At 67.0% G+C, this 12,325-nt stretch carries 11 protein-coding genes; 4 read left to right on the forward strand and 7 right to left on the reverse strand.

Translation table 11 applies throughout. The annotated features are described in order from the left end of the window. Positions 1 to 303 precede the first annotated feature (303 nt). The 3 genes from gfa to SD196_RS13345 all read right to left on the reverse strand — a co-directional run bounded on the left by gfa (position 304) and on the right by SD196_RS13345 (position 2,443). Positions 304 to 882: an S-(hydroxymethyl)glutathione synthase gene (gene gfa, locus SD196_RS13335; RefSeq protein WP_275607172.1), complete on the reverse strand. Its 579-nt coding sequence runs from the start codon at positions 880 to 882 to the stop codon at positions 304 to 306. Positions 883 to 1,346: 464 nt separating this feature from the next. Further along, positions 1,347 to 1,949 (reverse strand): hypothetical protein, encoded by a 603-nt coding sequence (locus SD196_RS13340; protein WP_416311637.1) that lies wholly within the window; start codon positions 1,947 to 1,949, stop codon positions 1,347 to 1,349. Positions 1,950 to 1,963: 14 nt separating this feature from the next. Beyond that, entirely contained in the window at positions 1,964 to 2,443 is a 480-nt protein-coding gene (locus SD196_RS13345; RefSeq protein WP_370599421.1) for a hypothetical protein, read from the reverse strand. A gap of 310 nt (positions 2,444 to 2,753) precedes the next feature. On the opposite strand from SD196_RS13345, the gene SD196_RS13350 reads away from it, so the two are divergent. From SD196_RS13350 to SD196_RS13365, 4 genes are all read left to right on the forward strand, one after another. After that, the gene (locus SD196_RS13350) at positions 2,754 to 2,924 is read left to right on the forward strand and encodes a hypothetical protein (protein ID WP_416311638.1); all 171 of its coding nucleotides are present in this window, start codon (positions 2,754 to 2,756) and stop codon (positions 2,922 to 2,924) included. A 545-nt stretch (positions 2,925 to 3,469) separates the two neighbouring features. Beyond that, entirely contained in the window at positions 3,470 to 4,300 is an 831-nt protein-coding gene (locus tag SD196_RS13355; protein ID WP_275607168.1) for a p-hydroxycinnamoyl CoA hydratase/lyase, read from the forward strand. A 57-nt stretch (positions 4,301 to 4,357) separates the two neighbouring features. After that, positions 4,358 to 5,809, forward strand: coding sequence for an aldehyde dehydrogenase (locus tag SD196_RS13360; RefSeq protein WP_275607167.1), 1,452 nt, complete (start codon positions 4,358 to 4,360; stop codon positions 5,807 to 5,809). Between the two features lie 102 nt (positions 5,810 to 5,911). Then, positions 5,912 to 7,768: a feruloyl-CoA synthase gene (locus tag SD196_RS13365; protein WP_416311639.1), complete on the forward strand. Its 1,857-nt coding sequence runs from the start codon at positions 5,912 to 5,914 to the stop codon at positions 7,766 to 7,768. Positions 7,769 to 7,879: 111 nt separating this feature from the next. Here SD196_RS13365 and SD196_RS13370 read toward each other — a convergent pair whose 3' ends face one another. The 4 genes from SD196_RS13370 to SD196_RS13385 form a co-directional block, all read right to left on the reverse strand. Next, positions 7,880 to 9,133 (reverse strand): thiolase family protein, encoded by a 1,254-nt coding sequence (locus SD196_RS13370; protein ID WP_416311640.1) that lies wholly within the window; start codon positions 9,131 to 9,133, stop codon positions 7,880 to 7,882. A gap of 33 nt (positions 9,134 to 9,166) precedes the next feature. Continuing rightward, a complete protein-coding gene (locus SD196_RS13375; protein WP_416311641.1) occupies positions 9,167 to 10,408 on the reverse strand; it encodes an OprD family porin in 1,242 nt (413 codons plus the stop codon). Positions 10,409 to 10,445: 37 nt separating this feature from the next. Further along, on the reverse strand, positions 10,446 to 11,666 hold the full coding sequence (gene mhpT, locus SD196_RS13380) for a 3-(3-hydroxy-phenyl)propionate transporter MhpT (RefSeq protein WP_275607163.1): 1,221 nt from the start codon (positions 11,664 to 11,666) through the stop codon (positions 10,446 to 10,448). A gap of 163 nt (positions 11,667 to 11,829) precedes the next feature. Continuing rightward, positions 11,830 to 12,318, reverse strand: a complete 489-nt coding sequence (locus SD196_RS13385) for a MarR family winged helix-turn-helix transcriptional regulator (protein ID WP_275607162.1) — start codon at positions 12,316 to 12,318, stop codon at positions 11,830 to 11,832. Positions 12,319 to 12,325 lie beyond the last annotated feature (7 nt).

A 12,325-nucleotide genomic window follows, 5' to 3' on the forward strand; every position in this document is an offset into this window, starting at 1 on the left:
GCGGTTCGGAACTCTTCGGCTGCGGCGTGCCGGCCACGTCACGGGCGCGTGGCTCTTCGGAGCGCCATTCTTGTTATCCGGCCAGGCATCTGGGCGCACCTGGTCCTTAACAGTATGGAAGCTTGCCATCCCCCCTGCCGGCGGATTGCACCTGAACGACACGTCGCATCCTGAAACCGACAGCGGGCCGTAGAGAGGCGCGGAGAGGGGGCGCTGACCGCCCGCGAGAGGGAAGAAATGGGCCTGCCGCAACCGCCGGAGCCGTCCTGGTCCTGTTCCGGCTTCGGCGGTTGGCGAGGGCGGTCAGGCGTCGCGGTAGGTGCCTTTCTGCTTGGCGGCGTGGCTGGCCAATGCGTCCATCAGCGGCGGCGACAGGCAGTCATAGGGTTCCAGGTGAAGCTCACGCAGGCGCTGGCGGATGGCTTCCATCTGCGAGGGCGGCGTGCCGCTCTCGATCACCGAGGATACGAAGGCGGCGAACCCAGGCGCTGACCAGCCTTCCTGCGGGGAGAGTTCGGTGTGCACGAAGTCGAGGCCATAGAAGGCGTGCCCCTTGTTTTCGATGCGGCCGAACAGGTGCACGCCGCAGTCTCGGCAGGCGTGCCGCTGGATGACGGCGCTCTCGTCGACGATCTGCAGCTTTTCGGGATGGGCTACCACACTGACCTTGTCGCGCGGTACCACGGCGATCACCGCGAAGGTCGCCCCCGCGGGCTTCCAGCACTTGGTGCAGCCGCAGGCATGGTTGTGCAGGGTCTGGGCGCCGACCGTGACTTCCACCTTGTCGGTCGCGCACAGGCACTGCAGCGTGCCGCCGGCAAAGCCGGGCTGTTCCGGGCGGATGCCGTTGTCCACTGACGGATGAATGTGAATTGCGCTCATGTACGTGTTCCTCCTGGCGTTCGGTCCGGCAGGGAGGGCGCAGCCACAGGCCGCGTCCAGGGCCCGGCCCGTCGAAAGGGATGACGGCGCATCAGGATGGGGCTGTGCATCATACCGAAGACCGGATCGATGCCTTCGTGGTCCAGGGTGGGTTTGCGGCGAGTGGGATGTGGCCTCCCATCGCGTCCTTCACCCTGCCGGGAAGCGGGGTGCGCCGCCGACAGCCGACTCCCCGTCCCCGCGGCCGCTAAGCCACAGGAAGGGGCGGGGCGATCTTCGTTGCGGTGCCGGAGTCTCCGACAACGATCGACCGCCATCATTCACGATAGGTGAGTTTCAGCGGGATACGGGCAGGGGGCGAAGGGAAAACCGGGGAGGGCCCACAGGCGCGGATGGACGGTGCGGTGCGGCGCGAATGGAGAGGAAACACCGGCGGCCGGGAGCGGCGCGCCGGTGTTTCGGGGTTACTGCGGCTCGACGCTGACAGCGACGGCGGAGGTGATGCGCAACACCACCTGGCGGCCGATGTAGTCGGGTTTCATTTCCACGTCGGGGCGAACCTTGACGGTGTGCAGGCCGCCATCGGCGAGCTGCAGGGTGGCGGTGCGCTGGGTGGTGTCGAGGGATTTGACCAGGGCCGTGATCTCGATGGTGTCGGCCGAGACCATGGCTGGCTTCGCGCCGAGCTGCGAGGTGGCCAGCATGCCGGCGGCGCCGTCCACGGCGGCTTCGCCGGGCTTGCGCAGGTAGACGACGCGCTCCATGACCACAACTGCCTTGACCCGGTCTCCGACCTTGAGCTGGTTGAAGTTGCGCATCTCCGGCGGTGCCTGGATGGTGCGGCTGTTGCCCTGGTCGTCCTTGAGGGTGAAGGTGCGCTTGCCTGCGTCAATGGCCGAAACGGTGGCCTGCAGCTCTTCTGTCTCGGTGATCGCGCCGCCCGGTACGCCCTTGGCGACGGTCTCGGTACGGTCGTACTCGGTGTTCAGCGGCTTGTCGGCCTGGGTCTGGCAGCCGACCAGCACAGCGGCGGCCAGCGGCAGGAAGAGAAAACGGGATGCACTCATGGTGAGTCCTTGCTTCATGGTGTTTGAGGTTCGGTTTCGCGGATCTGGTAGATGGCGTCGTCGGGACGCATGGGCGTCACGCGGATCAGGTAGCTGGGACCGGGGTTGCCGAGCATCATCTCGTTCAGGTTGAAGCGCACGTCGAGCTTCAGGTACTTGATCTCGCCCGGCGCGATGCTGAAGGCCTGCTTGATGTCGCGGGGTTCCCAGCTCGCCTTGCGGGTCAGGCCGGTCACGCGCAGGTTGTGGTTGCCCGGCGCCAGCTCGATGCGGCGATAGGAATTGAACTCGAGCGTACCGACGCTCTGTTCGTCGATCAGGATGTCCGGATAGGAGAAACGCAGGGGCTGCCTGCCCGGATTATCGGCCTTGGGACGGAACAGGTAGAGCGTCGCGCGATCCGGAGTGCTGGGGGGAATGGGTTCGAAATAGCCGGGGCCGCTACAGCCCGTGAGCAGGAGCAGGGAGACAAGAAAAATGGAGAGCCGGCGCATGACGGTCCTTCGTGGCGGCCTGGATCGGCGCAGCGTAGCAGAGCCCCCGAACGTCGTTCAATGCACGTTTGCTCGATTGTTGGGGGCCTGTTGGAAATTGCCCGTCCGTCGACTTGGACGGGTACCGAGAGCCGCTGACTTCACCCTGAAAACGCGATATAGAGCGTCTGCGTTTCCCTCGGGTTTGGCCGGCGGATGTCGTGAGCGTGGCGGTTGAGGGGGGGGCTAGTCCATTTGGACGAGGCGATACGTCGCACCTTTTTCATAGTCTCGAACCACCCCTGGTTCTCCCTGAAGGGCGGTGAAGGCAATGAAAACAAAAAAAATCTGCCTGGCTGCGGTTCTCTGTGCACTCTGCGCGGCCTATGTCCTGCTACTGGTCCAGCCCAAGCCGGCTGCCCTGGCCAGTACCGTCTATTGCAACGCCAGCTACCCCAGCTGCTACGTGCCGGTGCCTTCCATCAGCCGGCTGTTGCCCTGATCGCCGACATCCATCGCCTGCATCGTCTGGAGGTACGGCTGCTTGCGCGGCGTTTTCCTCCGAGCGGTGCAGGGCGCAGTCGCCCCTGACTGAGCCCGTGTACGGCCGCTATCGCCCACGCCTGGTGACGTATCGACGTCGAGCCGGGCGCGGCATCTCGCCTGCTGACTGCTGACGGATTCGCTCCGTTTCGAGCGCTGATTTGCGCTGCGCCTGGATAACCGCCGCAGGGCCAGATCCGTGTTCCGCCAAACCGCGTGGCCGCGGAGTGATGCCGAGCTTCTGGCGCGTCACCCCGTTGCGCTGGCGTCCTGTCCCCTGAAATTCTCCATGATTATTTTTGTTAACTAACAGCGCTGTCTCGCTAAGGGTGCAGCGATGTCGGTGGCGATCTCCTTGTTGACCCTTGATACCGAGGTTTTCATCTCGGCCGTTCGCCAAGGCAGGTGCTCGCGTCAAATGAATTGGCAAATATAGTTAATTGACATAACTAATTGGGCGAGATAGTTTTCCCTCACCAAGCCAAACAAGAACACAGGTGAGACATGAACAAGTACGAAGGCCGCTGGCAGACCGTAACCGTGGAAGTGGAGGGCGGCATCGCCTGGGTTACCCTGAACCGTCCGGAAAAGCGCAACGCCATGAGCCCCACGCTCAACCGCGAGATGCGCGATGTGCTGGAAACCGTGGAGCAGGATGGCGACGCGCGTGTTCTGGTGCTGACCGGCGCCGGCACAGCCTGGACCGCGGGCATGGACCTGAAGGAATACTTCCGGGAAGTGGACGCCGGTCCGGAGATCCTCCAGGAACGCATCCGCCGCGACGCCTCCGAATGGCAGTGGAAGCTGCTGCGCCTGTACTCCAAGCCGACCATCGCCATGGTCAACGGCTGGTGCTTCGGCGGTGGTTTCAGCCCGCTGGTGGCGTGCGACCTGGCCATCGCCGCGGACGAGGCGGTGTTCGGCCTCTCCGAGATCAACTGGGGCATCCCGCCGGGCAACCTGGTCAGCAAGGCCATGGCCGACACCGTGGGCCATCGCGAGTCGCTGTACTACATCATGACCGGCAAGACCTTCGATGGCCGCAAGGCTGCCGAGATGGGCCTGGTCAACCGCAGCGTGCCGCTGGCGCAACTGCGCGAGGCGGTGCTGGAACTGGCCGCAGATCTTCTGGACAAGAACCCGGTGGTGCTGCGCGCGGCGAAGAACGGCTTCAAGCGCTGCCGCGAGCTGACCTGGGAGCAGAACGAGGACTACCTCTACGCCAAGCTCGACCAGGCCCAGCTGCGTGACCCGGAGCATGGCCGCGAGCAGGGCCTCAAGCAATTCCTCGACGAAAAGAGCATCAAGCCGGGCCTCCAGGCCTACCGCCGCTGAGCCGCCGCCGCGGGGCACAGGCCCCGCGGCCATAACAACGACAAGAGGAATCGCTGCATGAACGAAGTCTCGCTGTTGATCGGCGGACGGGCCTTGCCTGCCAGCAACGGACGCACCTTCACCCGGCTCGACCCGCTGACGGGCGCGCCGGCCAGCGTCGCGGCTGCGGCCACCCTCGACGATGCCGATGCCGCCGTAGCCGCCGCTGCTGCGGCATTTCCCGCCTGGTCCGCGCTGGGCCCCGGCGAGCGTCGTACGCGCCTGCTTGAGGCGGCGCGGCTGATGGACGCGCGCAGCGCCGAGTTCATCGCCGCCGGCGCCCGCGAAACCGGCGCCATGGCCAACTGGTACGGCTTCAACGTGCACCTGGCCGCCGGCATCCTGCGCGAAGCGGCCGGCATGACCACCCAGGTGCTGGGCGAGGTGATCCCCTCCGATGTGCCCGGCTCCCTGTCCATGGCCATGCGCCAACCGGTGGGTGTCGTACTGGGCATCGCTCCCTGGAACGCCCCGGTGATCCTGGCGACCCGTGCCGTGGCCATGGCCCTGGCATGCGGCAACACGGTGGTGCTCAAGGCGTCCGAACAGTGTCCGGCGGTGCACCGGCTGATCGGCCAGGTGCTGCATGACGCGGGCCTGGGCGATGGCGTGGTCAACGTGCTGAGCAACGCTCCGGAAGACGCCGCCGCACTGGTCGACCGGCTGATCGCCAATCCGGCGGTCAGGCGCGTCAACTTCACCGGCTCGACCCGTGTCGGACGCATCATCGGCGAGCTCAGCGCGCGTCACCTCAAGCCCGCGCTGCTGGAGCTGGGCGGCAAGGCACCGCTGCTGGTGCTGGACGATGCCGATCTGGACGCCGCCGTTGAAGCTGCTGCCTTCGGTGGCTACTTCAATCAGGGGCAGATCTGCATGTCCACCGAGCGCGTGATCGTCGATGCGCGCGTGGCAGACGCCTTTGTCGAACGCCTGGCGAAGAAGACCGCCAGCCTGCGCGCCGGCCATCCCGCCGCGCCGGACTCGGTGCTTGGCAGCCTGGTGGACGAAGCCTCCGCCCGGCGCATTCGCGCGCTGATCGACGACGCGGTGGAGAAGGGGGCACGCCTGCTCTGCGGCGGTGAATGCGAGGGTGCGGTGATGCAGCCGGCGCTGCTGGACGGGGTGACACCGGACATGCGCCTGTATGCCGAGGAGTCGTTCGGCCCGGTGCTTTCGGTGATCCGCGTGGACGGCGACGAAGAGGCCCTGCGGGTGGCCAACGACAGCGAGTACGGCCTGTCGGCGGCGATCTTCAGCCGCGATCAGGCCCGCGCACTGAACCTGGCGCGGCGCGTCGAGTCGGGTATCTGCCATATCAACGGCCCGACCGTGCACGACGAGGCGCAGATACCTTTCGGTGGCGTCAAGGCCAGCGGCTACGGTAGCTTCGGCAGCCGCGCCGCGCTCGATCACTTCACCCAACTGCGCTGGATCACCCTGCAGACCACGCCGCGCCACTATCCAATCTGAGTTTCCGATCCGAGCGCCCGGCAGGACGCCGAGCAGAACAAGAACAAGATTTCCGCCGCCGCGCCGAAGGGCCCGGCGGCGTGTCTCGATGGAGAACACTCCATGAACCTCGAATCCAATACCCGGCCGCGTTATCGACCGGTCGCCATCGGCCATCCCGAAGTGGAAGTCCGGCGCGAGGCCGACGGTACCCTCTACATGCGCGCCCGCGAAGCGCTGGAGCCGCTGCCCGAACGCTTGCTTGAACGCCTGCAACTGTGGGCCGTCGAGCGGCCGCAACAGACCTTCGTCGCCGCCCGCGACGAATCCGGACAGTGGCGCCGCATCAGCTACGCGCAGATGCTCGACAGCACCCGGCGTATCGCCCAGAACCTGCTGGCCTATGGGCTCGGTCCGGAGTGCCCGCTGCTGATCCTCTCGGGCAACGACCTGGAGCACCTGCAACTGGCCTTCGGCGCGATGTACGCCGGCATTCCCTATTGCCCGGTGTCGCCAGCCTATTCGCTGGTTTCCCAGGACCTGGCCAAGCTGCGCCATATCGTCGACCTGTTGCAGCCGGGCCTGGTGTTCGCCGCCGATGCCACGCCGTTCCGTCGTGCCATCGAAACCGTGATCGATGCCCAGGTGCCGCTGCTGTTCGGCCGGGGCGAGATCGCCGGCCGGCAGTGCCGCGCCTTCGCCGACCTGCTGCAGGCCGGGGATTGCGCCGAGGCGGATGCCGCCTTTGCAGCCACCGATGGCGACACCATCGCCAAGTTCCTCTTCACCTCCGGCTCGACCAAGCTGCCCAAGGCGGTGCCGACCACCCAGCGCATGCTCTGCGCCAACCAGCAGATGCTGTTGCAGACCTTCCCCGAGTTCGCCAGGGAGGCGCCGGTGCTGGTGGACTGGCTGCCGTGGAACCACACCTTCGGCGGCAGCCACAACCTCGGCATCGTGCTCTACAACGGCGGCAGCTTCTACATCGACGGCGGTCGGCCGACGCCCCAGGGCTTCGCCGAAACGCTGCGCAACCTCAAGGAAATCTCGCCCACCGCCTACCTCACCGTACCGCGCGGCTGGGAGGAACTGGCCGGGGCGCTAGAGACCGACGCACAACTGCGCGAGCGCTTCTTTGCCCACATTCGCCTGTTCTTCTTCGCCGCAGCGGGGCTGTCCCAGGATATCTGGGACCGCCTCGACCGCCTGGCCGAGGCCCATTGCGGCGAACGCATCCGCATGATGGCCGGCCTGGGCATGACCGAGGCGGCGCCGTCCTGCACGTTTACCACCGGTCCGCTCTCCGTGGCGGGCTACGTCGGGCTGCCGGCACCGGGTTGCGAGGTCAAGCTGGTGCCGCTGGAGGGCAAGCTGGAAGCGCGCTACCGGGGCCCGAACCTGATGCACGGTTACTGGCGCAGCCCCGAGCAGAACGCCGAGGTCTTCGACGAGGAAGGCTTCTACTGCTCCGGCGACGCCCTGCGCCTGGCGGACGACGCCAAACCGCAACTGGGTCTGATGTTCGATGGCCGCCTGGCCGAGGACTTCAAGCTGTCCTCCGGCGTGTTCGTCAACGTCGGCCCGCTGCGCACCCGCGCGGTGCTCGCCGGGGCGCGCTACGTGCAGGATGTGGTGGTGCTGGCGCCCAACCGTCCGAGCCTGGGGTTGCTGGTGTTTCCGCGCATGGCCGAGTGCCGTGCGCTGGCCGGCCTGGGGGCGGATGCCAGCGATGCCCAGGTGCTTGGCAGCGTGCAAGTGCGCGCCTGGTTCAGCGAGTGGCTGGGGCAACTCAACCGGGAAGCGACCGGCAATGCGAACTTCTTCGGCTGGGCTGCGCTGCTCGATGAGGCGCCGTCCATCGATCGCGGCGAGATCACCGACAAGGGCTCGCTGAACCAGCGCGCCATCCTGGCCTCGCGGGCCGAGCTGATCGAAGGCCTGTACCGGGGTGAAGATGCACGGTTGATCCCCGCCCCCTGAGCCTGAGCGAACGAAACGGGCCGCCTTGTGATAGCACGGCGGCCCGTTTTTTTATGTGTGAAATTTGGCCGGAAGAAAGGCGGCGCCAGGAGGGCGCCGCACAGCAGGGGCTCAGTTGAAGGCGCTGGGCTGCGGGTTTTCCAGCAGCACGGCCATGCCCTGGCCGCCGCCGATACAGGCGGAGGCGATGCCATAGCGACGGCCGCTGGCGGCCATCTGCCGGGCCACGGTTTGGGCCAGGCGCAGGCCGGTGGCGGCCAGCGGGTGACCCAGTGCGATGGCGCCGCCATGGATATTCAGGCGTTCGTCGTCCAGTTCCAGTTCGCGTTGCACGGCAAGCACCTGGGCGGCCTGGGCTTCGTTGATCTCGAAATGGCCGATCTGCTCCAGACGCAGCCCGCAGCCGTCGAGCAGACGGCGGATCGCCGGCGCCGGGCCGATGCCCATGTACGCCGGGTCGACACCCACCACGGCGGCGCCACGCACGTGGGCCAGAACCGGCCGGTTGCCAGCTTCCGCACGAGTCATCAGCAGCGCGGCGGCGGCGCCATCGACCACGGCGCAGCTGTTGCCGGCGGTCTGCACGCCGTCCGGGTAGAGCGCGTTCAGGCGTCCCAGTGCTTCGGCGGAGGTCTCGCGAATATGGCTGTCCTGGGCTGCGCGCGCCTGGCGGCTGGCCAGCTTCAGCCGGCGCGGGACGAGGCCGGGCTGCTCGAAACTCTGCTCGATCACCTCCTGGATTTCTCCGGCGAACCAGTCTTCGGCCTGGGCGCGCAAGGCCCGTTCGAAGCTACGCAGGGCATAGGCATCCACGTCCTCGCGGCGCAGGCCGTAGCGGCGGGCGAGATTCTCGGCGGTCTGCATCATGCTCAGGCCCACGGCCGGGTCGAGCAGCGCCTCCCAGAGAAAGTCCTTGAACTCCACCGGCTGGCCCAGGGCGAAACCGTTGCGATGGCTGTAGCTGACGATCGGATTGCGCGACATCGACTCGCTGGCCACGCAGAGCACGCTGCGGGCCTGGCCTCGTTGGAGTTGCTCGGCGCCTTGGCGCAGCAGTTCCAGGCCGGTGCCGCAGATGCGTTGCACGCCCAGCGCCGGGACGTGCTGGGGAACGCCGCAGTACAGGCCGATGTGGCGCGGCAGCATGTAGGCATCGAAGCTGGCCTGGGCCATGTTGCCGGCCAGTACGCTGTCGATGCCGGCCGGGTCCACGCCGCCGCGTTGCAGCGCAGCGCGGCCGGCGTGGATACCCAGGTCGGTCGGCGAGACGGTGGAGAGGGCGCCCCGGTAGTCGATCCAGGGTGTGCGGACGGCTTCGACGAGCAGGGCGTCGTCGAAGGCGCTGAAGAGTCCGGGTAGGGGCATGGGGGATTCCTGATTGATTAGGTTTCTTAACGATCACCACAGCGCAAGGCTGTAATCGATGGTCACGCGCACTTCGTCCACGTCACGGGCGAAATCGCTCTGGTAGTGCCCTTGGCGCAGTCGCAGTCCGAGACCGGCAAGGCTGCCGGACTGCACCACGTAGCCGAGTTCCAGGTCGCGCTCCCATTCGCGGCCGCGCCAGTCGTACTGCGGCAGCTGCACGTTATCGCCGTGCACCACCCGCGCCAGGGCGGTCAGGCCGGGCAGGCCCTGGGCGGCGAAGTCGTGCTCGTAGCGCAGTTGCCAGACGCGCTCGTCCGGATTGACGTACTCCGAGACCAGGCTGCCGCCGACGATCAGGTAAGGGTCGGTGCCGGACAGGTAAGGCATCCCGGTGTCGCCGCTCAGGCGCATGTGGCCCAGGCGCAGGGTGTCGGCGCCCAGCTGGTAGGACAGGTTGAGGTTGAGGTTGCCGTTGTCCACCGGGCCGGCTGCGGCGGCGCCATCCTCGGTACTGCGGAAGTAGAAGGCTTCGCCCTTGAGCCGGCCGGGCCCCAGCGGACTGGTGTAGGTCAGGCCGGCGTAGTGCTGGCGGTACAGATCGCGCAACTGGGCGAAGTAGTAGCTGCCGGTCAGTTGTTCGCTGATCCGGTATTCGCCGCCGCCGAAGCCGAAGAAGTCCGACTCGGCGGTGCCGTTGAAGCGCTTGTTCGGCGCGCTGACCCGCAGCTTGTCGTCGTTGCTGGAGTCGCGGAATTTCTGGCGGTCGAAATAGCCGCCATGCAACGTCAGCGCGTCGAACTCGCGGGACTGCAGGAAGGCGCCACGGAACACCGGCGGGAACAGCCGTGCGGTGATCGGGTAGGCGATCGGCAGCAGCGGTTGCACGGTTCCCAGCTGCAGCTCGCTGCGCGATGCCTTCAGGCGCGCCGTAAGGCCAGCCTTGGCGTACTGGTCGTCCACTTCGCGGCTGACCGGGTCGTAGGCCAGTAACCCGGTGCCGGTGCGATCCGGGCTGGAGTCGAGCTTGTAGCCGGCCATGCCCAGAAAGCTCAGGCCGAAACCGACGGGACCGTCGGTATAGCCCGAATCCAGCTTCAGGGTGAAACCCTGGGCCCACTCGCGGGCCTGGGACTGCCCGCTGCCACTGCGAAAATCACGATCCATGTAGAAGTTGCGCAGCGCCAGGCTGCCCTTGCTGTCGTCCAGGAAACCGCCTGCCAGCGCGCCAGGCGCCAGGCAGGCGGCGAGGACCGCCACGAGGTATCTGTCCATCGGGGGCTCGCTTCTTGTCGTTATCTTCGGCGGGGTGTCAGTCGCTGGCAGTGCCGGATCGGTGGCGGAGCAGAAGAATGATCCCGGCGGCGGCAACCACGATGCCGGGGGCGGCAACCGCCATCAGGCCTGTTGCTCCGGCGCCGGAGGCGAGCATCTGGCCTGCCAGCAGGGGCCCGCCGATGGAGCCCAGGCGGCCCACGGCGACCGCCGAGCCGACGCCGGTGGCGCGGATGCCGGCGGGGTAGAACTGCGGCGCCAGGGCATAGAGCACCAGCTGCGCGGCGAGCACGAAGAAGCCGGCGGCGAAGCCCACCAGCAGCATGCTGACAAAGCCGTCCAGCGAGCCCAGACCGGCCAGGGCGAGGAGGATGCCGGCGTAGATCAGGGTCACCAGCAGGGTCGGCCGCCAGCGGTCGAGCAGCACGCCGGCCAGTACCGAGCCCAGCGCCATGCCAAGGTTCAGCAGCAACTGCACGCTGCCGGCCTGGGCGCGACTGAAGCCCTGACCCATGAGCAGCGAGGGCAGCCAGTTGAGCAGCATGTACACCACCATCAGGGTGAAGAAGCAGCTCAGCCACAACAGCAGGGTCGGCAGGGCCTGGCCCGAACGGAACAGCCCCTGGTACACGCCGATGCGCTGGCGCTCGTTGCCCGGGCGCAGGTAGGCCGGGGACTCCGGCAAGCGCAGGTAGAGCAGCGGCGCCACCAGCAGTGGCGCCCAGCCGCCGATGTGGAACACCAGTTGCCAGCGCTCCGCACCAGCCGACATCCCCGCCAGCGAGGCCAGCGCCCCGCCCAGCGGCACACCGCAGTACATCAGGCTGACTGCGGTGGCGCGCTGGGCGCTGCCGGCGGCCTCGGAGGTCAGGGCGATCAGGTTGGGCAGTGCCGCGCCCAATCCCAGTCCGGTCATGAAGCGCGCCGCCAGCAGGCTGTCGAGGCTCCCGCTCTGGGTGGTGAGCAAGGAGAACAGGCCGAACAGCGTTACTGCGGCGGTCAGCACGCGCTTGCGGCCGATGCGATCAGCCAGCCAGCCGCCGACGAAGGCACCGGGCAGCAGGCCGAGGATGCTGGCGCTGAATACCCAGCCGAGCTGGACCTTGTCCAGGCCGAAATGCGCGGCGATACCCGGTCCGGCGATGCCGGAGGACTGGATGTCGACGCCCTCCAGCAGGGCGACGATGAAGCACAGCAGGATGGTGAGGCGAGTGGCAGCGGTTTGCCGCGCCAGTGGAGCGGACGGGATGTCGTTCATGCCAGAAGTGCTCTTGTAATTGTTGTAGGAGAATCTAGTTAATTTAATTAACTAATTTTGATGCTAGGAGGCTTGAACGGATTCGTCAACGCCACGGCCGTCCACCGCCGGGGGCGGTAGACGGGGCGCGATCAGCGAACGGCAGGGCGAACGGAGAGGGGAATTACGCGGGGGTATGGATTTTCTGCAGCAGGCCGAGCAGTTGCTCACGTTCGGCGTCGGAGAGGCCGGCGGTGGCTTCGAGGTCGCTCTGCAGGGCGACGTCCTTGAGTTGCTTGAGCAGGGTTTCGCCCGCCTTGCTGAGGAAGATCCCGTAGGAGCGCTTGTCCGGCTTGCAGCGCACGCGCACCGCAAGGGCACGGGTTTCCAGCTTGTTCAGCAGCGGCACCAGTTGCGGCGGCTCGACGCTCAGGGCGCGGGCGAGGTCAGCCTGCATCAGCCCGGGATTGCTCTCGATGATCGCCAGGGCGGTGAACTGCGCCGGGCGCAGGTCGAACTTGGCCAGTTCGTTCACCAGGTGCTGGAAGACGGACAGCTGCGCACGGCGCAGGGCGTAGCCGACGTAGTTGTCCAAAGGCGAACTCAGGGCCGCGCTGGCGGCCTCCTGAGGCGCGTCGTCGAGGGGCAGGGCGGAAGCGCTTTTCTTGGCCATGCGGTCA

The sequence above is a fragment of the Pseudomonas macauensis genome (assembly GCF_047902425.1).
In the GTDB taxonomy this organism is placed as follows: domain Bacteria; phylum Pseudomonadota; class Gammaproteobacteria; order Pseudomonadales; family Pseudomonadaceae; genus Pseudomonas.

Bases quoted from the DNA above. Each gene is read 5' to 3' on its own strand.
- SD196_RS13340 (WP_416311637.1), bottom strand. From the start codon at position 1,949: ATGAGTGCATCCCGTTTTCTCTTCCTGCCGCTGGCCGCCGCTGTGCTG.
- SD196_RS13385 (WP_275607162.1), bottom strand. From the start codon at position 12,318: ATGGCCAAGAAAAGCGCTTCCGCCCTGCCCCTCGACGACGCGCCTCAG.
- SD196_RS13375 (WP_416311641.1), bottom strand. From the start codon at position 10,408: ATGGACAGATACCTCGTGGCGGTCCTCGCCGCCTGCCTGGCGCCTGGC.
- SD196_RS13360 (WP_275607167.1), top strand. From the start codon at position 4,358: ATGAACGAAGTCTCGCTGTTGATCGGCGGACGGGCCTTGCCTGCCAGC.
- mhpT (WP_275607163.1), bottom strand. From the start codon at position 11,666: ATGAACGACATCCCGTCCGCTCCACTGGCGCGGCAAACCGCTGCCACT.
- gfa (WP_275607172.1), bottom strand. From the start codon at position 882: ATGAGCGCAATTCACATTCATCCGTCAGTGGACAACGGCATCCGCCCG.
- SD196_RS13355 (WP_275607168.1), top strand. From the start codon at position 3,470: ATGAACAAGTACGAAGGCCGCTGGCAGACCGTAACCGTGGAAGTGGAG.
- SD196_RS13370 (WP_416311640.1), bottom strand. From the start codon at position 9,133: ATGCCCCTACCCGGACTCTTCAGCGCCTTCGACGACGCCCTGCTCGTC.
- SD196_RS13345 (WP_370599421.1), bottom strand. From the start codon at position 2,443: ATGCGCCGGCTCTCCATTTTTCTTGTCTCCCTGCTCCTGCTCACGGGC.
- SD196_RS13350 (WP_416311638.1), top strand. From the start codon at position 2,754: ATGAAAACAAAAAAAATCTGCCTGGCTGCGGTTCTCTGTGCACTCTGC.
- SD196_RS13365 (WP_416311639.1), top strand. From the start codon at position 5,912: ATGAACCTCGAATCCAATACCCGGCCGCGTTATCGACCGGTCGCCATC.